25 protein-coding genes, 2 tRNA genes and 1 other RNA gene are annotated in these 24383 nt (G+C 71.2%); 14 read left to right on the forward strand and 14 right to left on the reverse strand.

The annotated features are described in order from the left end of the window. Positions 1–6: 6 nt before the first annotated feature. Positions 7–1602: a DUF6114 domain-containing protein gene (locus tag ML5_RS12590; protein ID WP_013474942.1), complete on the forward strand. Its 1596-nt coding sequence runs from the start codon at positions 7–9 to the stop codon at positions 1600–1602. 45 nt (positions 1603–1647) lie between these two features. On the opposite strand, the gene ML5_RS12595 is transcribed toward ML5_RS12590, so the two are convergent. Beyond that, positions 1648–3318, reverse strand: coding sequence for a DUF885 domain-containing protein (locus ML5_RS12595; RefSeq protein ID WP_013474943.1), 1671 nt, complete (start codon positions 3316–3318; stop codon positions 1648–1650). Between the two features lie 73 nt (positions 3319–3391). On the opposite strand from ML5_RS12595, the gene ML5_RS12600 reads away from it, so the two are divergent. Beyond that, positions 3392–4366 (forward strand): DMT family transporter, encoded by a 975-nt coding sequence (locus ML5_RS12600; RefSeq protein ID WP_174361751.1) that lies wholly within the window; start codon positions 3392–3394, stop codon positions 4364–4366. A 3-nt stretch (positions 4367–4369) separates the two neighbouring features. Here ML5_RS12600 and ML5_RS12605 read toward each other — a convergent pair whose 3' ends face one another. Continuing rightward, on the reverse strand, positions 4370–5440 hold the full coding sequence (locus tag ML5_RS12605) for a PHP domain-containing protein (protein ID WP_013474944.1): 1071 nt from the start codon (positions 5438–5440) through the stop codon (positions 4370–4372). Positions 5441–5497: 57 nt separating this feature from the next. Then, a complete protein-coding gene (locus ML5_RS12610; protein ID WP_013474945.1) occupies positions 5498–6235 on the reverse strand; it encodes a M23 family metallopeptidase in 738 nt (245 codons plus the stop codon). Positions 6236–6406: 171 nt separating this feature from the next. On the opposite strand from ML5_RS12610, the gene ML5_RS12615 reads away from it, so the two are divergent. The 4 genes from ML5_RS12615 to ML5_RS12625 all read left to right on the forward strand — a co-directional run bounded on the left by ML5_RS12615 (position 6407) and on the right by ML5_RS12625 (position 8209). Then, positions 6407–6703, forward strand: a complete 297-nt coding sequence (locus ML5_RS12615; RefSeq protein WP_013289066.1) for a hypothetical protein — start codon at positions 6407–6409, stop codon at positions 6701–6703. A gap of 72 nt (positions 6704–6775) precedes the next feature. After that, complete coding sequence (locus ML5_RS32330; RefSeq protein ID WP_018786529.1) at positions 6776–6946, forward strand: hypothetical protein; 171 nt, start codon at positions 6776–6778, stop codon at positions 6944–6946. Between the two features lie 122 nt (positions 6947–7068). Beyond that, positions 7069–7593 carry a tRNA adenosine deaminase-associated protein gene (locus ML5_RS12620; RefSeq protein WP_013474946.1) on the forward strand — a complete coding sequence of 175 codons (525 nt, stop codon included), beginning with the start codon at positions 7069–7071 and terminating at the stop codon, positions 7591–7593. 148 nt (positions 7594–7741) lie between these two features. Next, positions 7742–8209, forward strand: coding sequence for a nucleoside deaminase (locus ML5_RS12625; RefSeq protein WP_030274955.1), 468 nt, complete (start codon positions 7742–7744; stop codon positions 8207–8209). A 12-nt stretch (positions 8210–8221) separates the two neighbouring features. Here ML5_RS12625 and ML5_RS12630 read toward each other — a convergent pair whose 3' ends face one another. The 3 genes from ML5_RS12630 to deoD all read right to left on the reverse strand — a co-directional run bounded on the left by ML5_RS12630 (position 8222) and on the right by deoD (position 10143). Continuing rightward, positions 8222–8689, reverse strand: coding sequence for a thioesterase family protein (locus tag ML5_RS12630; protein ID WP_013289063.1), 468 nt, complete (start codon positions 8687–8689; stop codon positions 8222–8224). Further along, positions 8686–9324, reverse strand: a complete 639-nt coding sequence (locus ML5_RS12635; RefSeq protein WP_013289062.1) for a TetR/AcrR family transcriptional regulator — start codon at positions 9322–9324, stop codon at positions 8686–8688. Before ML5_RS12635 ends, ML5_RS12630 begins: the two co-directional genes overlap by 4 nt. A gap of 111 nt (positions 9325–9435) precedes the next feature. Continuing rightward, a complete protein-coding gene (gene deoD / locus ML5_RS12640; RefSeq protein ID WP_013289061.1) occupies positions 9436–10143 on the reverse strand; it encodes a purine-nucleoside phosphorylase in 708 nt (235 codons plus the stop codon). Positions 10144–10218: 75 nt separating this feature from the next. Between deoD and ML5_RS12645 the strand changes: the two genes are divergently transcribed. Then, positions 10219–10305 (forward strand) — tRNA-Ser (locus ML5_RS12645). Between the two features lie 105 nt (positions 10306–10410). Here ML5_RS12645 and ML5_RS12650 read toward each other — a convergent pair. From ML5_RS12650 to ML5_RS12675, 7 genes are all read right to left on the reverse strand, one after another. Beyond that, positions 10411–11055 carry a hypothetical protein gene (locus ML5_RS12650; protein ID WP_236619407.1) on the reverse strand — a complete coding sequence of 215 codons (645 nt, stop codon included), beginning with the start codon at positions 11053–11055 and terminating at the stop codon, positions 10411–10413. Positions 11056–11182: 127 nt separating this feature from the next. Next, the gene (locus ML5_RS12655) at positions 11183–12565 is read right to left on the reverse strand and encodes a hypothetical protein (RefSeq protein ID WP_013289059.1); all 1383 of its coding nucleotides are present in this window, start codon (positions 12563–12565) and stop codon (positions 11183–11185) included. Between the two features lie 10 nt (positions 12566–12575). Then, positions 12576–12953, reverse strand: a complete 378-nt coding sequence (locus ML5_RS32000) for a hypothetical protein (RefSeq protein WP_143766935.1) — start codon at positions 12951–12953, stop codon at positions 12576–12578. A 259-nt stretch (positions 12954–13212) separates the two neighbouring features. After that, positions 13213–13734: a hypothetical protein gene (locus tag ML5_RS12660; protein ID WP_013474948.1), complete on the reverse strand. Its 522-nt coding sequence runs from the start codon at positions 13732–13734 to the stop codon at positions 13213–13215. Then, the gene (locus tag ML5_RS12665; protein ID WP_013474949.1) at positions 13731–14345 is read right to left on the reverse strand and encodes a hypothetical protein; all 615 of its coding nucleotides are present in this window, start codon (positions 14343–14345) and stop codon (positions 13731–13733) included. Before ML5_RS12665 ends, ML5_RS12660 begins: the two co-directional genes overlap by 4 nt. Positions 14346–14396: 51 nt before the next feature. Further along, positions 14397–14909: an NUDIX domain-containing protein gene (locus ML5_RS12670; protein ID WP_013474950.1), complete on the reverse strand. Its 513-nt coding sequence runs from the start codon at positions 14907–14909 to the stop codon at positions 14397–14399. A gap of 21 nt (positions 14910–14930) precedes the next feature. Then, positions 14931–15953, reverse strand: a complete 1023-nt coding sequence (locus ML5_RS12675; protein ID WP_236619408.1) for a DNA-binding protein — start codon at positions 15951–15953, stop codon at positions 14931–14933. 511 nt (positions 15954–16464) lie between these two features. On the opposite strand from ML5_RS12675, the gene ML5_RS12680 reads away from it, so the two are divergent. Next, on the forward strand, positions 16465–16797 hold the full coding sequence (locus ML5_RS12680; protein ID WP_013474952.1) for a YciI family protein: 333 nt from the start codon (positions 16465–16467) through the stop codon (positions 16795–16797). Then, positions 16794–18014, forward strand: a complete 1221-nt coding sequence (locus ML5_RS12685) for an RNA polymerase sigma factor (RefSeq protein ID WP_013474953.1) — start codon at positions 16794–16796, stop codon at positions 18012–18014. The genes ML5_RS12680 and ML5_RS12685 overlap by 4 nt, the downstream gene beginning before the upstream one ends. Before the next feature lie 63 nt (positions 18015–18077). Here ML5_RS12685 and ML5_RS12690 read toward each other — a convergent pair. Next, positions 18078–18162 (reverse strand) — tRNA-Ser (locus tag ML5_RS12690). An 81-nt stretch (positions 18163–18243) separates the two neighbouring features. Here ML5_RS12690 and ffs point away from each other — a divergent pair. From ffs to ML5_RS12710, 5 genes are all read left to right on the forward strand, one after another. After that, positions 18244–18333, forward strand: an RNA gene (ffs, locus tag ML5_RS31315) — signal recognition particle sRNA small type. A 107-nt stretch (positions 18334–18440) separates the two neighbouring features. Further along, positions 18441–21353, forward strand: a complete 2913-nt coding sequence (locus ML5_RS12695) for a DNA polymerase III subunit gamma and tau (protein ID WP_013474954.1) — start codon at positions 18441–18443, stop codon at positions 21351–21353. Positions 21354–21461: 108 nt separating this feature from the next. Then, a complete protein-coding gene (locus tag ML5_RS12700) occupies positions 21462–21770 on the forward strand; it encodes a YbaB/EbfC family nucleoid-associated protein (RefSeq protein WP_013289051.1) in 309 nt (102 codons plus the stop codon). A gap of 8 nt (positions 21771–21778) precedes the next feature. Beyond that, on the forward strand, positions 21779–22372 hold the full coding sequence (gene recR, locus ML5_RS12705; protein ID WP_013289050.1) for a recombination mediator RecR: 594 nt from the start codon (positions 21779–21781) through the stop codon (positions 22370–22372). A gap of 322 nt (positions 22373–22694) precedes the next feature. Next, complete coding sequence (locus ML5_RS12710; protein ID WP_013474955.1) at positions 22695–24356, forward strand: ABC transporter substrate-binding protein; 1662 nt, start codon at positions 22695–22697, stop codon at positions 24354–24356. The last annotated feature ends 27 nt before the right edge of the window (positions 24357–24383 follow it).

A 24383-nucleotide genomic window follows, 5' to 3' on the forward strand; every position in this document is an offset into this window, starting at 1 on the left:
GAGTACGTGACAACCGTCGACCCGTCCCACGCCCGGCTCGGCACCGCGGCCCGGGCATGGCGTACCTTCCGCCGCTGGCAGCGGAGCCGGCCGTTCTGGGGCGGCCTGTTCATCATCCTGGCCGGGGTGGAGATGCTCGCCTCCACCCGGTTGACCCTCAACGGCCTGAGCTTCAGCAGCGGCGCCACCGGTCTGCTCTCGCTGCTGATCCCGGGCATCCTCGTGACGTGCGGGGTGCTGCTCTGGCTCAGCCCGCCGCAGCGGCTGTTCTACTCGATCGTCGCGGCGATCACCACCGTCTACTCCCTGATCGGGCTCAACCTCGGCGGCTTCTTCGTCGGCCTGCTGCTCGGCATCGTGGGCAGCGCGCTCGCGTTCGCCTGGGTGCCGACCCCTCCGGCCGGTCCCGCCGGTCCGGCCGCCGACGAGCGCGACGCCGAGGCGGACGACGAACCCGGCACCGCTGCGGACGCCGAGCCCGGCACCGCCGCGGACGCACAGCCCGCGGACGCACAGCCCGTGGACACGCGGCCCGAGGACGCACAGCCCGCGGACGCACAGCCCGCGGACGAGCGGCCGACCGTCGAGGTGCCGGCCGGCGTACGGCCGGCCGTCGAGCAGCCGACTGCCGAGCGGCCGGGCGGGGAGCGGCCGGTCCCTCGGCAGTCGGTGAACGGGCAGGCGGCTGGATCCGACGGCGGCCCGCCGGAGTGGGCGGGGCGTTCGGCGGACCCGCGCGCCTTCGGCATCGTCCTCGTGGTGCTCGGCCTCGCCACCACCGGCCTCGCCGTACAGCCCCGAGCGGTGCAGGCCGCCGCCCCGAGCAAGCCCGCCGCCAGCGCCTGCCCGTCGAAGCCCGCCACGCCGACGCCCGGCGCGAGCGCGCCCACGGCGACGCCCACCCCGTCGCCGAGCGCGAGCCCGACGCGGGAGGGCAACATCATCACCGACTTCTTCGAGGGGATCGGTGACCTGTTCAAGGGCAGCAGCAAGAAGAGTGAGACGCCGTCGCCCACACCGACCGCGAGCGGGTCGGCGGCCCCGACGAGCAAGCCGGCGACCCGGCCCGGATCGACCGAGTGCCCGGCGCCGGGCAAGCCCGGCAAGGTGGACCCGGCGAAGCCCGGCAAAGTGGAACCCGGCAAGCCCCTGCCGCGTATCGCCGCCGACCCGAGCCTGCCGAAGGTGGGCCAGACGCCGTCGAAGCTCACCGGCTCCAAGGTGACCATGACCGGGCTACGGTTCGAGGGGATCACCGACCTCCAGACCGAGCAGGGTGCGCTCAAGGTGCTGAAGTTCAGCATGAAGGAGGCGGTGACCGACGACTTCCTGCTGGTCGCCGACGGTCCCAGGGGCCGCACCCAGCGGTACGCGACCGACCGCCTCACGGTCCGCGACGACGTCGCGTTCTACTGCACCCGGTTCGTCGGCAAGCTCGCCGGTATCAAGCTGACGCTGACGCCGGACCTGCCGTTCCCGGACGGCCTGCCGGTCACGCTGCCCATCCCGGTGACGTTCACCGACCCGGTCATCGACCTGGCGTACGTCACCAGCAACACGCTCACCGGCCGGCCGACGTTGCGGCTGACGCTCGGCGCCTGACCCGGCGGGTGCCGGCGGGACTCTCCGTCGGCACCCGGCACCGGCTCAGAGCCGGGCCAGCGCCTTGCGCAGCGGGTCCAGCCCCAGCGAGCCCAGGTCGAGCGCCTGGCGGTGGAACTCCTTGAGGTCGAAGTCGGCGCCCTTGCGGGCCTTCGCGTCCTCGCGGGCCTGCAACCAGATCCGCTCGCCCACCTTGTACGACAGGGCCTGCCCGGGCCAGCCCAGGTAGCGGTTCAGCTCGAAGCGCAGGTTCTCGTCCGGCACCCGGCAGTGCGCCCGCATGAACTCCCAGCCCAGCTCCGGCGTCCACCGCTCGCCCGGGTGGAAGCCGAACGGGTTGTCCTTCGGGATCTCCAGCTCCAGGTGCATGCCGATGTCCACGATGACCCGGGCCGCGCGCAGCGCCTGCCCGTCGAGCATGCCGAGCCGGTCACCCGGGTCGTCGAGGTAGCCCAGCTCGTCCATCAGCCGCTCGGAGTAGAGCGCCCAGCCCTCGCCGTGCCCGGAGACCCAGCACAGCAGCCGCTGCCAGCGGTTGAGCAGGTCGGCCCGGACGGCGGTCTGGGCGACCTGGAGGTGGTGACCCGGCACGCCCTCGTGGTAGACGGTGGTCACCTCCCGCCAGGTGGAGAAGTCGGTGATGCCCTGCGGCACCGCCCACCACATCCGTCCCGGCCGGGAGAAGTCCTCGCTCGGGCCGGTGTAGTAGATGGCGCCGTCGCTCGTCGGCGCGAGGCAGCACTCGATCCGGCGCACCTGCTCGGGGATGTCGAAGTGGGTGCCGTTCAGCTCGGTGATCGCCCTGTCGGCGAGCGCCTGCATCCAGTCCCGGAACGCCTCCTTGCCGCGTACCGTCCGCGCCGGGTCGGCGTCGAGCGCGCGTACCGCGTCGTCGACCGAGGCGCCGCGCCCGGCGATCCGCGCGGCCACCGCGCGCATCTCGGCCTCCAGCCGGGCCAGCTCGGCGAAACCCCAGGCGTACGTCTCGTCCAGATCGACCTTCGCGCCGAGGAAGTACTGCGAGGCCAGCTCGTAGCGCTCCCGCCCGGCGGCCTGCTTCTCCCTGCCCACCGGCGCCAGCTCGGTGCGCAGGAACTGCCCGAACTCGGCGGTGGCGGCGGTCGCTGCGGCGGCGCCCTTGCGCAGCTCCGCGCCGAGCGCGCCGTCCGCGTCGATCCGCTCGACCAGCCCGTGGAAGAAGTTGTCGCCCTCCGGGTCGACCCAGACGTCGCACTGCTTGGCGACCTCGACGAGCTGCACCCGCGAGCTGACCCGTCCCGCCGCGGCGGCCTCGCGCAGCGTGCGCTTGTAGCCGTCCAGCGCGGACGCGAAGCGGTTGAGCCGTGCGGCCACGTTCGCCCGGGCCTGTTCGCCGTCGGTCGGCATGAGGTCGAAGACCATCCGGATCTCGTGCAGCCCGCTCGCGATCACGTTGACCTCGCTGCCGGTCTCGCCCGCGTCGTAGCGGGCCAGCTCCAGGCCGAGGCGCTCCTGCATGGCCTCCTGGGCGGTCCGCTCCGCCTCGGTCTCCGCCTCGGTCACGTCGAGTTCGCCGAGCGTGCGGCGGGCCAGGTCGGCGCGCGCCGCGTAACCCTCGGGCGACAGGTCGTCGAGCTGGTCGTCGTAGCCGGCGATGCCGACGTAGGTGGCGCCGGTCGGGCTCAGCGGGGCCCACTCGGCCACGTACCGGTTGGCGAGGTCATCGATTCGTCCCACGAGGCGACCCTACGTGACCCCGCATCCGGAATACCGCGCGACTTCGTCGTACCTCTGCGGCAGAGTGTCAGGGGTGAACGTCGAGATCACTCCTGACCGCGCGCCGGCGCGGAGCTGGCTGCCCGGGTTCGTCGCGCTCGCCGCCATCTGGGGTTCCAGCTTCCTGTTCATCAAGGTCGGTGTCACCGAGCTGCACCCTGTGCACCTCACCCTCTACCGGGTGGCCACCGGTGCGCTGACGCTGCTCGTGGTGCTTGCCGTGCTGCGCGACCGGCTGCCCCGCGACCCCCGGGTCTGGGCGCACATGCTCGTGGTGGCCGCGTTCGGCGTCGCGGTGCCGTTCACGCTGTTCGGCTACGGCGAGCAGCGGGTCGAGTCGATGCTCGCGGGCATCTGGAACGCCACCACGCCGCTGATCGTGCTGCCGCTGGCGGTCCTGGTGTTCCGCACCGAGCGGCTGACCGTCCGGCGTGCGGTCGGGCTGGGGCTGGGCTTCGCCGGCGTGCTCGTGGTGCTCGGCGTCTGGGAGGGCGTGGGCGGCGCCCACTTCGTCGGCCAGCTCATGTGCTTCGGCGCGGCGGCCTGCTACGGGCTGGCGATCCCGTACCAGAAGAAGTTCGTCGCGGGCAGCGCGTACTCCGGGCTGTCGCTGTCGGCCGCTCAGCTGCTGGTGGCGACCGCGCAGCTCGCGCTCGTCGCGCCGTTCGTCGGCACGCCGCCGTCGCCGACCGGCCTCTCCCCGCGCGTGATCGCGAGCGTGCTGGCGCTCGGCGCGCTCGGCACCGGGCTCGCCTTCGTGATCAACATGCGCAACATCCGGCTGGCCGGGGCGAGCACGGCGTCCACCGTGACGTACCTGATCCCGGTGTTCGCGGTGCTCGTCGGCGCGGTGGTGCTCGGCGAGCGGATGAACTGGCACCAGCCGGTCGGCGCGTTCGTGGTGCTCGTCGGTGTGGCGGTCGCCCAGGGCCTGTTCGGGCGGCGTCGCCCACGCCCGGAGGCGGTGGCGCCCGCAGTCCGCGCCGCCGAGCCGGCCACCCGGGGCTGACGTTCAGCTACGGCCGGCCGTCCACTTCACCAGGCGGTCGGCCGTCCAGGTGTTCACCACCCGCTTCGCCGGTACGCCGCACAGCGCGGCACGCTCGCAGCCGAAGCGCTGCCAGTCGAGCTGGCCCGGCGCGTGCGCGTCGGTGTCGATGGCGAACCGGCACCCGGCCTCCAGCGCGAGGCGGATCAGCCGCTTCGGCGGGTCCTGCCGCTCCGGCCGGGAGTTGATCTCGACGGCCACGTCGTGCTCGGCACAGGCGGCGAAGACGGCGTCCGCGTCGAACTCGCTCTCCTTGCGGGTACGCGCCCGGTGCCCCCGGTCACCCGGCCCGGTCACCCCGGCGGGCCGGGAGGAGACCATCCGGCCGGTGCAGTGGCCGAGGATGTCCAGGTGCGGGTTCGCGATCGCGGTCAGCATCCGGCGGGTCATCTTCGCCCGGTCGTCGTTCAGGCCGCTGTGCACCGAGCCGACCACCACGTCGAGGCGGGCCAGCAGGTCCTCGTCCTGGTCGAGTGAGCCGTCGGCGAGGATGTCCACCTCGATGCCGGTGAGGATCCGGAAGCCCTTCGGCAGCGCCTCGTTGACGGCGGCGACGTGGTCGAGCTGCTTGCGCAGCCGCTCCGCGGTCAGGCCCCGGGCCACAGTCAGCCGCGGCGAGTGGTCGGTGAGCACCATGTACTCGTGGCCCAGCTCGACCGCCGCCAGCGCCATCTCCTCGATCGGTGAGCCGCCGTCGGACCAGTCCGAGTGGGTGTGGCAGTCGCCGCGCAGCGCGTCCCGCAGCTTCGCCGCCGCCTCGTCCAGGTCGGTGCCCTCGGTCGCCAGCAGGCGGCGCAGATAGACCGGCTCCTCGCCGGCCAGCGACTCGGCCACGCAGCGGGCCGTGACGTCACCGACGCCGGACAGCTCGGTCAGCTTGCCGGTGCGGGCCCGCTCGGCCACCTCGGCGGCGGGCAGCGCGCCGAGCGTCTTCGCCGCCGACCGGAACGCCCGGACCCGGTACGTGGCCTCGTCCGCCCGTTCCAGCAGGAACGCGATCCGGCGCAGGTCGGCGAGGGGATCCCGGGCACTCATGTCCTGGAACCTACGCGCATACGCCGTCCGCCGCGTGGCCCCGCAACCGCGAGTCGGTCAGCCGCTGCGGGTGGACCGGCCGGGCGAAGCCGGGCAGCCGTGCTTGCGCTGCCAGGCGGTGACCTCGGCGACCGGCGAGCGGTTGCCGCCCTTGCGCCACGAGTTCAGGTACGGCGCCGGCCAGACCACGCCCCGGCGGATCCACCAGTCGTCCGCGCCCGTGCACTTCGGGGAGAGCCCGAAGTGCAGGTGGCAGACGTTGTTGGCGTTGCCCGTACGGCCCACCTCGCCGAGCTGCTGCCCGGCACGCACCCGTACCCCGGCGTCGACACCCGCGGTGATCGCGCTCAGGTGCGAGCCGTAGTAGCGCACCCCGTCGTCGCCGAGCAGCGAGACGGAGAGCCCGCCGTTGTTCGGGCCCAGCGGCCCGCGCTTGTCGAACCGGTCGACGCGGCTCACCTCCAGCACCACGCCGTCGGTGACCGCCACCACCGGTTCGCCGCAGTCGGCGAACACGTCGGTGCCGGGGTAGCCGCCGTGCGTCGGGTGGTAGTCGACGTTGCCGGCCCGCACCGGGAAGACCCGCTTCACGTCGGTGCGCGCCGGCGACGGCGTGGCGGACGAGGAGGCGACCGGCGGGGCGGGGTCGGCGGGCTGCGCCGCCGTCGCGATCGGACTCGGTTCCTGCCACCTGTCGGCGCGCCCGGTAGGGGCGCCGCACCCGGCGAGCGCCGCGACGAGCAGCAGGACCGGGTACGCCGGTCGCGTGCGGCGTCCGATCGATGGCGAGCGCATCCGGTCATCCTGACAGACCACTACCGTAGGGACGAAAGCTGAAGCGGGACGGACGGTCCGGGAAAGGGGGCGGCGGTGACGCACGGGTGGCACGGCGGACCCGAGGGGACCGGTCCGGGGGCGTTCCCGCCACCGCGTACGCCCTCGGGGCTGTTCCCGTCGAGCACGTCGATGCGGCCCAGCTACCGCGAGCCGTACCCGATCACCGGCGCCGGCGTCGCTGTCGGTGCGCTGGTCGCGTTCGCCTGGTTGCTGTTGTTCGGGCTGGTCGGCGGCGGCGTCGCCGGTTACGCCTGGTGGACGCTGCTGGCTGGCGGCCTGGCCTGGCTGGCCGCCGCGGTGCTGGTCCGCCACGGCGACCGGGGGGTGGCGACGGGCGTGGCGATCGTCACCGCGGGTGGCTGGAGCATCGCCGCAGCGATAGTCGCGATGCGGTGGGCGCAGACCGGGGACTGGCCGCTCTGGTGACCTTCGGTGCCGGTTTCGCTGCGTAGCGAAGGCCACCTTGACGTACGCCTGAGGACGGTCCACGCTCGCGGTATGGCCTGGACCACACCGCCGCGGCTCGACCCCGATCGGAGCCGCCGACGCCTGCAACTCCTCGCCGAGTTGGCCGGTGCCCGTGCGGTACAGCAGCGCCAGCGGCCGCAGCGGGCCCGCACCGAGCGGCTGCGCCAACTCATCGCCACCCGCCGGCGCGTCGTCGGCTGATCGGCTTTCTCTTCAGGAACGGCCGGCCCATACGGGGCGTTGACCGCTCGCCTGCCGACCCGACCGGTTAACGTGCATCGCGTGACGTGTCGGCGTGCTGCCGAGGCTGATTTGGGGGGACCGTGTCGTACTTCGCTGCTGCCGTGGCGCGCGTCGACGGCGGCTGGACCGCCGGTGAGGTGAGCCTGCGGGGCGTCACCGACATCGAGGAGGTCGCCGACCGGCTGCGCGACGTCGAGCCGGACGCCGACCTCTCGCTGCTGTTCGTCGAGGCCGACGACACGTACCTGGTCATCCTGCGCCTGGACGAGGGGGAGGACCTGCGGGTCTTCGGCTCGGACTCGGCGTACGCGGAGGAGTCCCGGCTGGGCGCGCTGCTCGTCGGCGACCTGAAGACCTCGGTGACCGGGCTGGAGGAGGTCGACGAGCCGCGCGCCTCCGGCGGCGACGACGACACCGAGCAACCCGCTGTCGACCCGGAGGCCGACCCGGTCGGTGACGCCGACCTCCTCGCCGACCTGGGCATCCCGGCGCAGAAGCTGCTGGCGCTCTGCGCGCACGAGGGCTCCATGCCGGCCGACGTGACAGCCGAGATCTGCCAGGTGCTCGGCTGCGCGGACGAGGTCGAGGAGCTGCGTGAGGTCTGAGCCCGGGGAGTCCCTGACGCCCGGCGCCGCCGAACCGGCCGACGCGACAGATCCGGCGCTGGAGACCGTACGCCCGGGGCAGCCTACCCCCGGCCGGGCCGGGCGCGTCGGTCCGGGCGCCGACGAGGCGCTCGCCGACCCGGGCGCGATCGGCCGCCGGCAGCGGCACGAGCTGTGGATGCGCCGGGCCCTGGAGGTCGCGGTGACCGGCCCGGACGATGCGACCCCCGACGCCGACGACGTGCCGGTCGGCGCGGTGCTCTACGGACCCGACGGCGCCGAGCTGGCGATCGGACGCAACGAGCGGGAGCTGACCGGCGACCCGACCGCGCACGCCGAAGTGCTGGCGTTGCGCCGGGCCGCGCAGCGGCTGGGCCGCTGGCGGCTGGACGACTGCACGCTCGTGGTGACGCTGGAACCCTGCACCATGTGCGCCGGGGCGATCGCGCTGGCCCGCGTCTCGACAGTGGTGTTCGGCGCCTGGGAACCCAAGACGGGCGCGGTCGGGTCGCTCTGGGACGTGCTGCGCGACCGCCGCGTCACGCACCGCCCCGAGGTGTATGGCGGCGTACTGGAACGCGAGAGCGCGACGTTGCTGCGCGCCTTCTTCCGCTGAGGATTTCCGGTCTCAGGCGTCGGCCGGGGCGGGGCGCAGCAGCGTCGCGGCGACCGCTCGGCCGACCTCGGTCCAGGCGGTCGGGCGCAGCGTGGCCGGGTCCAGCCGGACGATCGACCGGGTGCCGGTGGCGTGCACGGTCGCGCCGTCCACCGAGCGGAACTCGAAGGCGTAGCGGGCGCTGCTGGTGCCGAAGTGTTCGAGCCAGAAGTGCACAGCCACCGTGCCGACGCCGACGACCGGCGCCTGGTAGGTGATGGTGAACTCACGGACCGCGTGGAACACGTCGGGGGTGGCGTGCACGTCGCCCCGGAAGGCGACGCCGCGCTCGGCCCAGTAGGGCGTCAGGGCGCGTTCCAGCAGCACGGCGTAGCGGGCGTTGTGCAGGATGCCCATGGCGTCGAGGTCGTCGAAGTGCACCGGCACGTGCTCGACGTGCCCGAACTCGGCGACCTGCCGGTCAGCGGTGGCGTGGCTCATGACTGGCCTTCCGGTAGCAGGGTCGGATCCGGGCAGAGCGCCCGCAGCCGGGTCAGCAGGCCCTGGCGGGCGTGCCGGTAGGTGGCGTCCGGGTCGAGCAGCCGGGACCGCATCACCGCGCTGATCCCCAGCGCGTCGATCTCGTACGCGAGCAGCGGCACGTCCAGGTCGGCGGGGAGTTCGCCGAGGTCGACCGCCTCCTGCACGAGGCGCTCCAGCAGTGCGGTCCACCTGGCGAACGCCTCGGCGAGCCGGTCCCGGACCGGGCCGGGGCGGGCGTTGTACTCGAACTCGGTGTTGGCGAAGAAGCAGCCGCCGGGCAGCACCCGGGCGGCGTAGAAGTCGATCCGGGCCTCGTGCAGCGCGCGCAGCCGGCGTACGCCTCGTGGCGCGCTCAGAGCGGGGGCGACGATCCGTTCCTGCCACTGCGCCACGGCCCGGTCGACTGTGGCGAGTTGCAATGCCTCCTTGGAGCGCCAGTGCGCGAAGAGGCCGGACTTGCTCACCTCCAGCCGGTCGGCGAGCTGGGCCAGGGACAGGCCGTGCAGGCCGACCTCGGTCGCCAGCGCCACGGCGGTGTCCAGCACCGCGGTGCGGGTGCGGTCGCCGCGGGCGACGCGGCCGTCGGAGGTCATGCGATCAGCCTAGGGGAAACAAGCACGACCGGTCGTATTTATTTTTGTGACCCGGGTAACGCGAACCGCCCCGCCGCCTTGCGGCGACGAGGCGGTCCAGGATCGTTCAGGTCAGGCGATGATGGTGTCCAGCGCGATCTCGACCATCTGACCGAACGTCTGCTCACGCTCCTGCGACGTGGTCTTCTCGCCGGTCTTGATGTGGTCGCTGACGGTCAGGATGGTCAGCGCGCGGGCCTTGAAGCGCGCCGCGATCGTGTAGAGCGCCGCCGACTCCATCTCCACCGCCAGCACGCCGTAGTCGGCCAGCCTGTCGTACAGGTCGGGCCGGTCCGTGTAGAAGGCGTCCGCCGCCAGGATCGGCCCCACCCGCATGCTGATGCCGCGCCGCTCGGCCACCTCGACCGAGGTACGCAGCAGCCCGAAGTCGGCCACCGGGGCGTAGTCGATCAGCCCGTCGAAGCGCATCCGGTTCATGTTCGAGTCGGTGGACGAGCCGATGGCCGCCACCACGTCCCGCAGTTGCAGATCCTCGGTCAGGGCACCGCAGGAGCCGACCCGGATCAGCGACTTCACGCCGTACTCGTTTACCAGCTCGTGGGCGTAGATCGAGGCGGACGGCATGCCCATGCCGGAGCCCTGGACGGACACGTCGACACCGTTCCACCGGCCGGTGAAGCCCAGCATGCCGCGCACCGTCGTGTAGCAGCGGGCCCCCTCCAGGTAGGTCTCCGCGATCCACTTGGCCCGCAGCGGGTCGCCCGGCATCAGGACCCGCTCGGCGATCTCTCCCGGCTCAGCGCCGATGTGCGTACTCATGGCAAAGATCCTGCCAGGCCGGGCCGAGGGATACCGGTTCGGCGTCCAAGCCGGCGGTCCTGTACCCTCGTCGGCGGTGGCGTGTCCGAGTGGCCTAAGGAGCACGCCTCGAAAGCGTGTGAGGGTTTACGCCCTCCGCGGGTTCAAATCCCGCCGCCACCGCTCGTGAAATGCGAGAACGCCCGGGTCGATCCGCGAGGATCGCACCGGGCGTTCTCGCATCCCGTCACGAAGGAGCCGTCGGTGCGGCCAGCGTCGCCGCGCCTGTCACCGCACGCCGGGCCCGAAGCCTGTCGCGCTCATGGCGCGTATCACCGCAGGCGAGTCGAGCAGCCGTACCGCTGACTCGACGCAGAGTCCGCGAATGCACACCTCGAGCGGGTTGGCCGCCGGGAACAGCAGTTGGCCGTCCCGTTGTCGCCAGGCCTTCACCAGATCCGACGACCTGACGAACTCGAGCTGGGAATAACTGTGACTGCGGCCGCGCAGCGCATCGGCACCGAAGTCGCAGATTGCCAGGACGGTGAGCATCAGAGTGTCTTCGATGCTCCCGTCCTGGCCGGTCGGGTCGTCGACGTCGCTTCGCATCGCCAGCCGGAAGGCGCATCGCCCGGATGTGTAGCCGGTGTCGAGGAGGGAGCCGTCGAGGACTTTCTTCGAGAGGAGGGCTTCGACGGCGTAGCCGGCTGCTGTCGACGTCGACCGCGTCCTGCCGAAGGTGCCCTCCGCTCCTTCGAGTTGCCTCGTCTCGCCGCTCCTGATGACTCCGGTCTCCTGGATCGCCCACTCTGCCGGCACGCGCATGGTGGGGATGCTCACGACTCCTGGATGGCGGACGTTCCCCTCACTGCTCCGAATGCCGACCAGTACCAGCTCCGGGTCGTCGGCGGGCACCATGACGAGACCGATCACTGCTTGGGGAAGATCATTCGGTGCCCGGCGTCGAATCGTCGACGCCTCATCTCGAAGCCACATCGGTCCTCGCTCGAAGAATATCGATCTGTTTCGTTGGCTTGTATTTTCGGATAGGTCGGCGTGGTCAGTGACTGGCGGCAATTGGGCGAGCCAGAATGGTGGTGCGGAACCATCCCTCGCGCTGCGTCAACAGACGATTCAAACGATCAGTATACGCCTCGGTGTACAGGTCGGACTGGCTGACCACGAGGAGGTTCTCCTCCCGGTCCCAGTCCTCGGCTGCGACGAGTTCGTCGAAAGGCTCATGCCGGTTGAGCACCAACTCGAACACGGCGAAGCCGAGTTGTGAGCCGTCCGCCGTGGAAACGACCTGGTATCCGTGGAACTGGAATCGGCTCTCCGGGGCATCGAGGCCGCAGCAGATGAACAACTCCCGCTGCGCTGCGCGTATGAACGCCTTCACCGGGACCCCGAGCGGGCCATCGGTTCTGGTTGCCTGCCACATCGCGTCGGTGGCGGCATCCACGTGCCGGTCGGCGAATACCGGAACTCCCAGTGCGGTAGCCAGGTCCTCCTCAAGGAGCCTGCTGGTGATGAGCGAGTATTTTCCGAAGGAGTCGGTGTCCGAGAACTCGTTGCGCTGCCTGAGCATGACGACCGGGCCGCGGTTGGTGTTCGCGCGGATCATCACGGCCGCCACTGGCATGCAGGCGGGACGGGCCTGCCCGCCGGTCCCGTACGGCTCGAGGCCGTGTACGACGAGGTAAGGCGTCTTCTCGTCGTGCCAGCCTCCCGGCGGTGGGGGGCCGTTCACATCGCTCGCTTCGATCAGGTCACAGCGCACCTGCCGGATCGCCAGCTCTTCGCAGCCTTCGATCAATCGGCTGTGCATGTCATCTAGAATGGGATAGTTGTCGTCCGTCTCCTCGACCACCAGAAGGGGAAGGTCGTTGCTCTGATGGCCGGCCCCTATTGTCAACCAGAACTCTTTACGGCCTGTACTGCGGACGGTGACGTGCATCAGCATTTCCAAGAAATAGTGACGCATCCCCAGCAACTGCAATGCTTTGCTCCGCCTGGCAGCGGCGGCGGGGACCGCCCGCGCCTGCTGACGAGCGCAGTTTCGGATCGTGTCCACGGCCGCCTGCCAGTCCCGTACGACCGGCCCGAGCCCGACTCCGCTGCGCCCGGTGAGAATCATTGACGGCGTCGGTGTGACGTAATGCAGGCTGTCCCACGGGAAGTCCTTTTCGCTCTTGCGTACCTCCGCGGCAACTGTTGACATCGCCAGTACTACGCTCCGGCTGGCGATTCCGCATATCGAGATCTTCGAGGCCTCGCGTAACGTACGTTCCAGCTCGGAGCGCCGGTTCGCCTCCGGCGGCCCCACCAGATACTGGCTCCGTCGCAAAGCGTTCGACGACTTGGACGTGGCGGGGCCGGTTTTCCCCATCAATTCCTCGGTGAGCCGAAGATCCTCGTTGCCCCTGCCCCCATGATTTGCCATGTCGCTGTCCTCAAAGATGTGAACGATAGACGCGGGAGACCTCTCGGATCATGACCGTCCATTGCCGCAGGATGTCTTCCTCGTCGGCGTCTGATCTCGCCACCGCATTGGCGAGGCCGAGGCATGCCTCGCGAGCTGCCTGGTCCTTCAATCGCGCGGCCGACAGCACCAACCGACGACGTACCGCCGATTCCGATTCGGTCAAGGCGCGATAGACGCTGATGTCCTCGAACAGTCCCAGTATCTCGTCACATCTCGCACGCTGGTCCTCCCTTCTTCGCCGTCGACTCTCTCCCGACCCCGCAATCATCGGCGCGACAAGACCCGCGATCAGCCCTACGAGTGCCATGACTGCGGGAATGAGGGCTGGAACGACGGGCTGGTCCATGGCCTCCCCAGATCACGGTGCGCGACACGTAGGCGGACATCGAGATGGCCCCGTCATGGGCACCAATGCGGCCATTATCACATGAAAATGAAGCGCAGAGAATCGTCCAATCAGGCCGTACCGGCGTCAGAGCTCAGGGCTTCGCTATTCGATAAGCGGCAGACCTGATAAATCGTCCCATTGGTCGAGCGTGGGTCGTTGAGCCGAGGCGCCGGAAGCGGCCGGGTGGAGGGCTGTGCCCGGCGGTCGCTGCCGAGCGTCAGCAGGGGCCGTAGCCCTCGTCGAAGAGGCGGCGGGCCCAGTCCGCGTACCCGGCGATGATCTCGCGGACGGTGACGCCGTCGTGCAGGAACAGGTACGCACGGTCGCCCTCGCGGGCGAGCAGCCCGGCGAAGCGGTGACTGCCGGGCGGTGCCGGCAGGTCGACGGCGCCGGGATACGCGGCGCGGGCCTCGCCCACCGGTGAGCCGGCGCTGATGCCCTCGGGCGTGCTCATCGGGTCGTCGAGCCACAGCAGGACGAGCCGGTCGTCGACGAAGATCGGGCTGACCGAACCGTGCCCGACAAGCGCGGGCCCGCATGCCTCCTCGTCGGCGCGCAGCACGCCGCGCCGGGTCAGGGCCGCCTCGGTGTCGCCGAACTCCGCGTTGCGCAGGCCCTCCAGACTCACCACCTGGGCGGCGCCGATCGGGCGGGTGGGCCACTGTGGATGAACGCCGCTGCCGGCTGCGGACGCGGCAGCAAGCATCGCGGCAATAAAGCCGAATTGTCGTAGTTTCATGCAATCCCCCAGTCACCAACGGGGCCAGGGCGATGAGGTTGCTGGTGCTGGTCGGATTGGCGTAGTTCCCACTCTTCAGCCAGGTCGTCCCAGTAGTCGGCGGACAGTCCACGGCGGCCGTGCGCCAGCCAGCCGTCCGTGTCGCGCTCCAGGTGCAGGCCCAGCTCGGCGAACGGGTCGATCCACGCGCCCGGCTCCGCGCCCAGCCGGGCCAGCGCCGTGTTGATCGGCCACTCGGTACGCGGCCGGTCCAGCGCGGCGTCGTACCGCGGGCCCCAGCTCACCTCGCCGCCCAGCCAGACCACCGCCGACTGGTGGCCCAGGCCGCCCGCGAACTCCGCCTCCAGGTACGCCACCGGGCCGCTCCTCGACCAGCGGGCCAGCACCTCCGCCAAGGGCGGTGACAGCACCAGCCGGAACGGGCGCTCGGCGCGCGGCTCGTCGGTGGCGTAGTCCGGCAGGCCGCCGGTCAGTTCCTGCACCAGTTGGGGGGTGACCGGCAGTAGCGCGAAGTCCTGGCGGAGCGCGGCGAGCACCGCGTGGTCCAGGTCGGCGGTCTGCTCGCGAAGCAACTCGACGTCGGCGATCACGGCGCTGAGCTGGTAACTCATCCGGTCCTCTCGGCGTCCACAGGCTGTGGATGGAACATGTGTACGACGGTCTCAGATGGTTCCGTTGGTCAGGTACCTCGGGCGTCCGTCGCTCAGCGCGGCCACCGCGTGACGCAGCCGATGCCAAACGTACGGGCGAAGCAGGGCCTGCGCATCATCGAGCGCAACGAATCGGGCGTCGGCCAGTTCGCCGTCAGCCGGTTTCAACGGCTCGGCGGGAGGCAGTGCGCCGCCGTCGAAGATGAACATCAAGCTGTCGTCCCAGGGGCCGTGCGGTGCCACCCAGTCCACGACCAGCAACGGTCCGACGCGCAGTTCGAGACCCAACTCCTCGCGTAGCTCCCGCTCGGCGGCCAGGTGCGGCGGCTCGTTCGCCTCCGCCATGCCGCCCGGCAGGTCCCAGTCGGGCTTGTAGCGCGGGTCTACCAACAGGATGTCGCCGTCACCGTTGCGCAGCAGTACGTCGGCTCCCACCCGTTTCCGGGGCTGCCGCGCGTTGCCCTCGGCGAGGTGGACCTGCCAGGCTGCCGGATCTCGCTCGTACAGGGGACGCTCGTCGGCCATACCGACGATTGTCGGCCGTCCTCACGCCGTCGGCAGCGGCAGCGCCACCCATCTCCGCTCCCGGATGGCGTCGCGAAGCCGGTCCAGAAGCTGTGGCACGTCCGGGCACCGGACGGCATGCGACCGCAGCAGCAGTGCGAGATGTCTGAGCTGGTCGAGGACAACGGCCGACCCCAGCCCGTGGGTGAGTTCGACGGTCTGGTGCGTCAGGTCGCACGCCTCCTCGATCCGGGCCTGCCCGACGAGCGCGGTGGCCAGGAGCATCCGGGCGAGCGCCTGACTCCGCACCCGGCCGCCCGGCCGCTCGGCGACGTTGCCGTTGAGGATACGAAGAGCGGCCGTGACGTCACCGAGGCGAAGCAGGCAGCGCGCCGACTCGATATCGAACGAGGTGCGGTCGAATGGACTCAGCCATTCGGTGGGTGCAGGTGCCGCCTCCGCGAAGGCGGACTCAGCCCGCTGAAGGGAAGCATGGCAGTCGGCGGTGAGACCCGCTGCGGCGAGGCCGCGTGCCTGCAAGGCGAAAAGACGGGCGCGTATCAGAGCACCGGCCTCCTCTTGAGCGACAGCCCCGAGCCCGTCCCTGGCATGTGAGATCGCGGCCTCCGCGTTTCCGCCGTGGCAGGCGAGGTGGCTCAGGCTTCCGTGCACCTGCGCCACCAGCAGCGCGTCTCTGCTGTCGACGGCGAGCGCCAAGGCGTCAAGGAAATGCCGTCTACTCGTCGTGCTGTCCCCGGAATCGTGCGCCATCCAACCGGCCATCTCGCGCAGGGCAGCGGTCGCCATGAGTACCTGTGGGGACATGGCAGGAGGACCCGCCGGCCCGGAGAAGGCGGCGAGGTGCGTCAGTACGGTGCTGTAGAGGTTCTTGCCGCCGACCTGACGATCTGCGGACCGGAGTGCGCGGATCAGTTGAGGACCCACCTCCACGACATCGGCCGGCAGCGGGGTGTCGCCTGGTGCGGCCGGTAGTCGGAACCACAAGGTGTGCGCGGGTATCCGCAGCACGCGGGCCCAATGCGCCAGTCGGTCGAGGTGCACCACCTCCGGTCCGTTCTCGATGCGGCTCAGTTGCGCCTGCGTAATCCCGAACCAGCCAGCGACAGTGGTTTGGGGCAGCGGCTGTCGCCCGTGATAGGGATGGTGACGGTAGGCGCGGACAACGCGACCGAGGTGCCGATCCGCAAGCGCATGGCGAAGCGGTTCATGGGACCAGAAGCTGGGTGGAACGTCGGGAGCAGCGACGATGCGGTCCCGCTCCGCTCGTTGACAGGGAGCGCACCGTCCCGAGCCGTTGTCGGCAGCCAGGTTGGCGCCGCAACGCGCACACCTGCTTGGCCTCGATGCCGCGATCACTCACTCATTCAATCTGCTCAGTGACTGTCGGTTATGCACGCTACGCATAACCGGGCCATGACGACGACGAGAGCTTTGACGTGCCACGTACGAGAATTGCGTGATCGACCTCGTCGGGGCTGTCGGATCGCGGTGGCGGCGTTCGTAGCCGGGGTGACGGCGGCCCGGCCCGTGGCTGGCGAGAGTGAAAGAGGAACCGATGGCGCAGTACCTGATCTCCGTACTCGACGACACGACCCGCTCGGCCACCGAGGCGGAGATGGCCGCGATCGGTGAGTTCAACGAGCGGTTGCGCTCCGGCGGTCACTGGGTCTTCGCCGGTGGGCTCGCCGCACCGGAGACGGCCACGGTCGTGGATGCGCGAGGCGGGAGTCCGCTGCTCACCGACGGGCCCTACGTGGAGACGAAGGAGTACGTCGGCGGGTTCTGGATCATCGAGGCGCCGGACTTCGACGTGGCGCTGCCGCTCGCCGCGCTGGCGTCGCAGCGGTGCAACAGGCGGGTCGAGCTGCGGCCGTTCCTGGGCGCGTGAGCGAGGTCGGCGAGGCGCTCACCCGGGTCCACCGCGAGGAGTGGGCCCGGGTCGTAGCCACGCTCGCCCGGCGCATCGGCGATCTCGACGTCGCAGAGGAGATGACAGCCGAGGCGTTCGCCGCCGCCGTCGAGCGGTGGTCGGCCGACGGCGTACCGCCGAATCCCGGCGCGTGGCTCACCACCACCGCGTACCGCAGGGCCGTCGACCGGATCCGGCGCGAGAGCCGGCGGGAGGACAAGCACCGGGAGGCGCTGATGCTGGCCGACGTGCCGGAACCGCTCGGTGTCATCGACGACGACCGGCTCCGCCTGATCTTCACCTGCTGCCACCCGGCGCTGGCCATGGAGGCGCGGGTGGCGCTGACGCTGCGCCTGGTCGGCGGGCTCACCGTGCCCGAGATCGCGCGGGCCTACCTGGTTCAGGAGGCCGCCATGAGCAGGCGGATCACCCGGGCCAAGACGAAGATCAAGGCGGCCGGAATTCCGTATCGGGTGCCGTCCCGCGAGGACCTCCCGGCCCGGGTCACCGGCGTGCTCGCCGTTCTCTACCTGATCTTCAACGAGGGCTACCTCGCCTCCGACCCGGGCAAGGAGGCGGTCCGCGCCGATCTGACCGCCGAGGCGATCCGCCTCACCCGGCTGGTCCGCACGCTGCTGCCCGACGACCACGAGGCCGCCGGGCTGCTGGCGCTGATGCTGCTCACCGAGGCGCGCCGGCCCGCCCGGGTCTCCGCGACGGGCGAACTCGTCGTCCTCGCCGAGCAGGACCGCAGCGCCTGGGACCGCGAACTCATCGCCGAGGGGCACGCCCTGGTCCGCGCGTGCATCGCCGCCGGACGGCCGCCGGGCCGCTACCAGATCCTCGCCGCGATAAACGCCGTCCACACCGACGCCCGCGACGCGCGGGACACCGACTGGGCGCAGATCGCCGCGCTCTACGACCATCTGGTACGCGTCGACCCGTCGCCGATCGTGCGGCTCAACCGGGCGGTGGCGGTCGCCGAACTGGACGGGCCGCAGGTGGCGCTCGCCGAGGTGGACGGGTTGCCGCTGGAGGGCTATCACGCGTACCACGCGACGCGCGCCGAGTTGTTGCGCCGGATGGGGCGAGGTGGGGAGGCGCGGGCGGCGTACGACCGGGCGATCGAGCTGGCGGGGAACAGCGCGGAGACGGCTTATCTGAAGCGGCGGCGGGACCAGTTGGGCGGCCGGTGAGGGGCGCCGCGGAGTACGACTCAGGGCCGGCCCCGTGCGGGAACCGACCCTGTCGTCTGCGAGCGGAGGATACGAGATTCGAACTCGTGAGGGTGTGAACCCAACACGCTTTCCAAGCGTGCGCCCTAGGCCTCTAGGCGAATCCTCCGCGAGCCAGGATACAGGTCTCCCGACGGCGGGCCACCCCACCCTCCCGGAAGATCCACAACCCTTCGGGTAGGCTTGACGTCACCTCCCGTGCGGCGGTACCTCGTGAACCTCCCCAGGGCCGGAAGGCAGCAAGGATAAGCGAGCTCTGCCGGGTGCACGGGAGGCCTTTCTGTCTCCCGGGCCGGGTAACGTCGCTGCGGGTCGGGTCACGGGGTGGTGGGTGGTCACCCGGGGCCGACCGGCGCAGAATGGCTCGGTCGAGAGGAGGCGGGACGGGTGGCACTGGCCCTTTACCGCAAGTACCGGCCGCGGACGTTCGCCGAGATGATCGGCCAGGAGCAGGTCACCGAGCCGCTGTCGCAGGCGCTGCGCAGCGGGCGGCTCAACCACGCCTACCTCTTCTCCGGTCCGCGGGGCTGCGGCAAGACCTCCAGCGCCCGGATCCTGGCCCGCTCCCTCAACTGCGAGCAGGGCCCCACCCCCGAGCCGTGCGGGCAGTGTGACTCGTGCCGCGGGCTGGCTCCCGACGGCGGCGGCTCGATCGACGTCATCGAGATCGACGCGGCCAGCCACGGTGGTGTCGACGACGCCCGTGAGCTGCGCGAGAAGGCATTCTTCGCCCCGGCCCGCAGCCGCTTCAAGATCTACATCATCGACGAGGCGCACATGGTCTCGTCGGCCGGCTTCAACGCGCTGCTCAAGCTGGTCGAGGAGCCCCCTGAGTACGTCAAGTTCATCTTCGCCACCACCGAACCGGAGAAGGTCCTCGGCACGATCAAGTCGCGGACCCACCACTACCCGTTCCGGCTGTTCCCGCCGAAGGTGGTCCGCCCCTACCTCGAACAGCTCTGCGAGGCGGAGGGCGTCAAGGTCGAGCCGGCGGTCTTCCCGCTGGTGGTGCGCGCCGGCGGGGGCAGCATGCGCGACAGCCTCTCCGTGCTCGACCAGCTCATCGCGGGCGCCGGCCCGGAGGGCGTCGGCTACGCCCGGGCCGCCGCGCTGCTCGGGGTCACCGACGCCGCGCTGATCGACGAGATGTGCGACGCGCTCGCCGCCGGTGACGGCGCCGCCGCGTACGCCACCGTCGACCGGGTCGCCGAGGCCGGGCACGACTCGCGCCGCTTCGCCTCCGACCTGCTGGAGCGCCTCCGCGACCTGATCGTCCTGCAGCAGGTGCCTGATGCCGCGGCCAGGGGCCTCATCGACGGCCCGGCCGACCAGATCGAGCGGATGGCCGCCCAGGCGCAGCGCCTCGGCCCGGCGACGCTGTCGCGCTGCGCCGACATCGTGCACAACGGCCTGGTCGAGATGCGCGGCACCACCGCGCCCCGGCTGCTGCTGGAACTGATCTGCGCGCGCATGCTCCTGCCCGGCGCGGACGACTCGTCCGGCGGCCTGCTCCAGCGCCTGGAGCGGATGGAGCGCCGGCTGACGCTCGGGGGCGCCGAGCTGCCGCCGGCCGCCGCCGACCCCGCGCACCCCAACCAGACCCAGGGGGTACGCCCAGCGGCTCCCGCCCCGGGCGCGGCTGCCGCCGCGGTCCACGCGGATTCCGCCGGCACGCCGGCGGCTGCCGGTGCCCCGACCGGCGCCGCCGCCGCACGTGCCGCTGCCGCCGCTGCGGTGGGCGCCCGGAACGCCGCACCCGGTTCCCGTCCGGCTCCCGCCGTGACGGAGCCGGCAGGCGGCCCGGAGGCTGCTTCCCCCGCCCCGGCCGCTCCCGAGCGAGCCGCCGTCGATCCGGCCGCTTCCGGCTCGCCCGCTGCCGCCTCTGATGCTCCCGCCGCTGCCCGACGTCCGGTACCGCCGTCCGCCGTGATGCCCGACCCGGCCACGCCCGAACCGCCCCGCCCCGGCGCGGCGAATCCCGGCGCGCTCGACGCGGTCGCGGTGCGCCGCGTGTGGCCCGAGGTGGTCGGCAAGGTCAACCGCAGCAACAAGCGGATCGCCGCGCTGATGCGGGACGCGGTGGTACGCGACCTGGACGGCGACACGCTCGTGCTGACCGTGAAGTCGACGGTGCTGGCGAAGATGATGGCCGACCACGCCGCAGTGCTGACCGACGCGCTCTACGAGGAACTGGGCGGTCGCTGGCAGATCCGCTGCGAGGTGGCGGGCGAGCGTGGCGCGTCCTCGCTCGGCGGCCCGTCCCGTCCGTCCGGTGCGAGCCGCGCGCAGGCCGACGCCGCACCGGGCCGCAACGCGCCCGAGAGCGCCCCGGCCCGCCCGGCGGCCGCCCCGTCCGGCCCGGCGTCCGACACCGGGTCCGGTCGCCCGGATTCCCGGGCGCTAGGTACTGCTCAGGGCCGTCCGGACGCCGACGCGGCCGATGCGGGACCGAGCCGTCCGGGCTACGACTCCGGACTCAACCGTCCCGGCTCCGACGCGGGACCGGGCCGCCCGGGTTCGGCCCACGCCGGGCCAGGCCGTCCTGACTCCGGTGTCGCCGGACGTCCGGCAACCGACGCCGTCGGCGGCGCCCCGGGACAGCCGGTGTCCGGCTCGGGCAGCGCCACGGGCAACCCGGCCACTGGCAACCCGGCCACTGGTAGCCAGGCCGGGGGACCGGCGGGCCGGGCAGGCGCGGGTTCGCCCGACGCCTCGCACCGTTCGACGGCGAGCCCTGCGGCAGACCAGACCGAGGAGGACTGGCCGGAGCCGGCCCGACCCGGTGGCACGGCCTCGGCCACCGGCACCGCCTCGGCGGCGAGCGGCGGCGACGGGGAGGACTGGCCGGCTGCGGCCCGTCCGGGCGGGGGCACGGCTACCGCTACCGCGCCTGTCGTCGTACCCAAGCCTGCGGCACCCGCGGCGGCGCCGGCGCCTGCCGCTGCGGCGAGGCCGGCGGGGGCGAAGAACAGCGCGATCGCGGCGGCGCGTGCGGCCGCGGCGGCTGCTGCTGCGGGCGGTGGTCCCGGCAAGGGGCCGCGCGCGGCGCAGCCGGCGCGGAAGACGGCCGATGCCGAGTGGGCGGGCGAGCCGCCCTACGACCCGGACTTCGACGGCCCGGTGCGAGGTGGGGGCGCGCCTGCGGCGGCACCCGCCTACGAGGGATTCGACCCGGGCGACGAGCCGCTGGACGACGTGATCGACGAGCGGACCGCCCGGCAGTCGAGCGAGGAGCAGGCGGTGCAGCTGCTGCGTGAGACGTTCGGCGCGGAGAAGATCGACGAGGTGGACGCGCGCTGAGCGCGCGCCGACCGCGATTCAGCGGTGCCGTGGCCCGACTAGGCTGGGCGCGGCCGAGCAGACGAGTGGAAGAAGGAGCGGTCCGTGCGCCCAGGTGGACAGCCGAACATGCAGCAGATGCTGAAGCAGGCGCAGAAGATGCAGCAGCAGATCGCCAAGGCCCAGGCCGAGCTGGCCGAGGCGGAGCTGACCGGCACCGCCGGCGGGGGCCTGGTCACCGCGACGGTCGCCGGTACCGGTGAGCTGAAGGCGATCAAGATCGACCCGAAGGCGGTCGACCCGGAGGACGTCGAGACGCTGGAGGACCTGGTGGTCGCGGCCGTGCACAACGCCGCCGAGGCGGCCCGCGAGCTGACCGAGAAGAAGATGGGCCCGGTCGCGGGCGGCATGGGCGGCCTCGGCCTGTCCGGGTTCTGAGCCGGCAGATGTACGAGGGTGCCATCCAGGATCTGATCGACGAGCTGGGCCGGTTGCCGGGCGTGGGCCCGAAGAGCGCCCAGCGGATCGCGTTCCACGTGCTGTCGGCGGATCCGGCCGACGTCAACCGGCTGGCCGGCGCGCTGCGCAAGGTCAAGGACCTGGTCCGGTTCTGCACGACCTGCTACAACGTGGCCGAGTCGGAGCAGTGCCGGATCTGCCGCGACCCACGGCGTACCGACGAGGTGCTCTGTGTGGTCGAGGAGCCGAAGGACGTGGTGGCGATCGAGCGGACCGGCGAGTTCCGCGGGCGCTACCACGTGCTCGGCGGCGCGATCAATCCGCTGGAGGGCATCGGCCCGGACAACCTGCGGATCCGTGAGCTGATGACCCGCCTCGGCGGCGGCGAGGTCCGCGAGCTGATCCTCGCCACCGACCCGAACACCGAGGGCGAGGCGACCGCCACCTATCTGGCGCTGATGGTCAAGCCGATGGGGATCGCGGTGACCCGGCTCGCGAGTGGACTGCCGGTCGGCGGCGACCTGGAGTACGCCGACGAGATCACGCTGGGCCGGGCCTTCGAGGGCCGACGGGCCGTCTGAATCCGGTCGTGCCGCCTCCGGCGGGTGCCCTGCGGGGTGCCCGCCGGACGTGTCTCCGGGCCGGAACGGGATGCTCGTCGATCTAACAGGAACGTGCGTCCGGGACCGGATCGACGTAATAAATTCGGCCTTCTAGCCGACGAAACATCGGAAGCGCAAGGGATTCTCCTTCGATTCGTATGCCTCGTTGCGGAACAGACACGATTCGATACCAACCCGCCCCCCGCCCGTTTCCGCGCCGTCCACCCGAGGGCTAAGGTCTGCGCACATCGGTGACCCTGTCACCACGTTGTCCGTACCCCCAAGGACGAGGTGAAGCACCATGCGTGCATCCAGGCCGAAGGTCGCAATCGCGGCCATCGCGGTCGCGGCCCTCGCGGTTGCAGGCTGCGCCGAGAGCGACCGTGAGAGTGGCTCCGGAGATAGCAAGAAGGACACCCTCGTCTTCGGCGTCGCCGGAGACCCGAAGGTGCTCGACCCCAGCTTCGCCAGCGACGGTGAGTCGCTGCGCGTGGCGCGCCAGGTCTTCGAGACCCTGGTCCGTCCGGAGGAGGGCGGCACCAAGGTGACGCCGGGCCTCGCCGAGTCCTGGACGCCGGATGCGGCGGGCACGACCTGGACGTTCAAGCTCCGCTCGGGCGTCAAGTTCCACGACGGCACCGACTTCAACGCCGAGGCCGTCTGCGCCAACTTCAACCGCTGGTACAACGCCAAGGGGCTCATGCAGAGCCCGGACGTGACCGCGTACTGGCAGGACGTCATGGGCGGGTTCGCCAAGAACGAGAACCCGGACCTGCCGCCGAGCCTCTTCAAGTCCTGCACCGCCAAGGACGCCACCACTGTGGACCTGGCGTTCACCCGGGTCTCCAGCAAGATCCCGGCCGCGCTCATGCTGCCGTCGTTCTCGATCCAGAGCCCCAAGGCGATGGAGCAGTACGACGCCAGCAACGTGACCGGCACGGCCGAGGACATCAAGTACCCCGCGTACGCGATGGAGCACCCGACCGGCACCGGCCCGTTCAAGTTCAAGGCGTGGGACATCGCGAACAAGTCGCTCACCATCGAGCGCAACGACGACTACTACGGCGACAAGGCCAAGCTGAAGACCATCATCTTCAAGACGATCTCGGACGAGAACGCCCGCAAGCAGGCGCTCCGCTCGGGTGACATCCAGGGCTACGACCTGGTCGGCCCGGCGGACGTGGAGCCGCTGAAGAAGGAGGGCTTCAACGTCCTCACCCGGCCCGCCTTCAACATCCTCTACCTGGCGATCAACCAGAAGGGGAACCCGAAGCTGGCCGACCTGAAGGTCCGGCAGGCCATCGCGCACGCGCTGAACCGGCAGGCCCTGGTCGACTCGAAGCTGCCCCCGGGCGCCAAGGTCGCGATGAACTTCTTCCCGGACACCGTCGAGGGCTGGAACGGCGACGTCACCAAGTACGACTACAACCCGGAGAAGGCCAAGCAGCTGCTGGCCGAGGCCGGCGCGTCGAACCTGACGCTGAAGTTCCACTACCCGACCGAGGTCACCCGGCCGTACATGCCGAACCCGAAGGACATCTTCGAGCTGCTCTCGGCGGACCTCAAGGCGGTCGGCATCAACGTCCAGGCCATTCCGCTGAAGTGGAGCCCGGACTACCTCAACGCCACCACCTCCGGCAACAAGCACGACCTGCACTTCCTCGGCTGGACCGGTGACTACGGCGACGCGTACAACTTCATCGGCACCTTCTTCGACCGCCCGAAGGACGAGTGGGGCTTCAACAACCCCCAGCTCTTCGCGCAGTTCAAGGACGCCGACACCACCGCCGACGCGGCGGCCCGTACGGAGAAGTACAAGGCACTGAACAAGACGATCATGGACTTCCTGCCGGGCGTGCCGATCTCGCACTCCCCGCCGGCGATCGTGTTCGGCAAGGACGTGACCGGGATCAAGGCGAGCCCGCTCACCGACGAGCGGTACGCGACCGCAGAGTTCAAGTGATCTGAAGGCACCGTACGCGGGCGGGCG

It is taken from the genome of Micromonospora sp. L5, assembly GCF_000177655.2.
Lineage (GTDB): Bacteria > Actinomycetota > Actinomycetes > Mycobacteriales > Micromonosporaceae > Micromonospora > Micromonospora aurantiaca.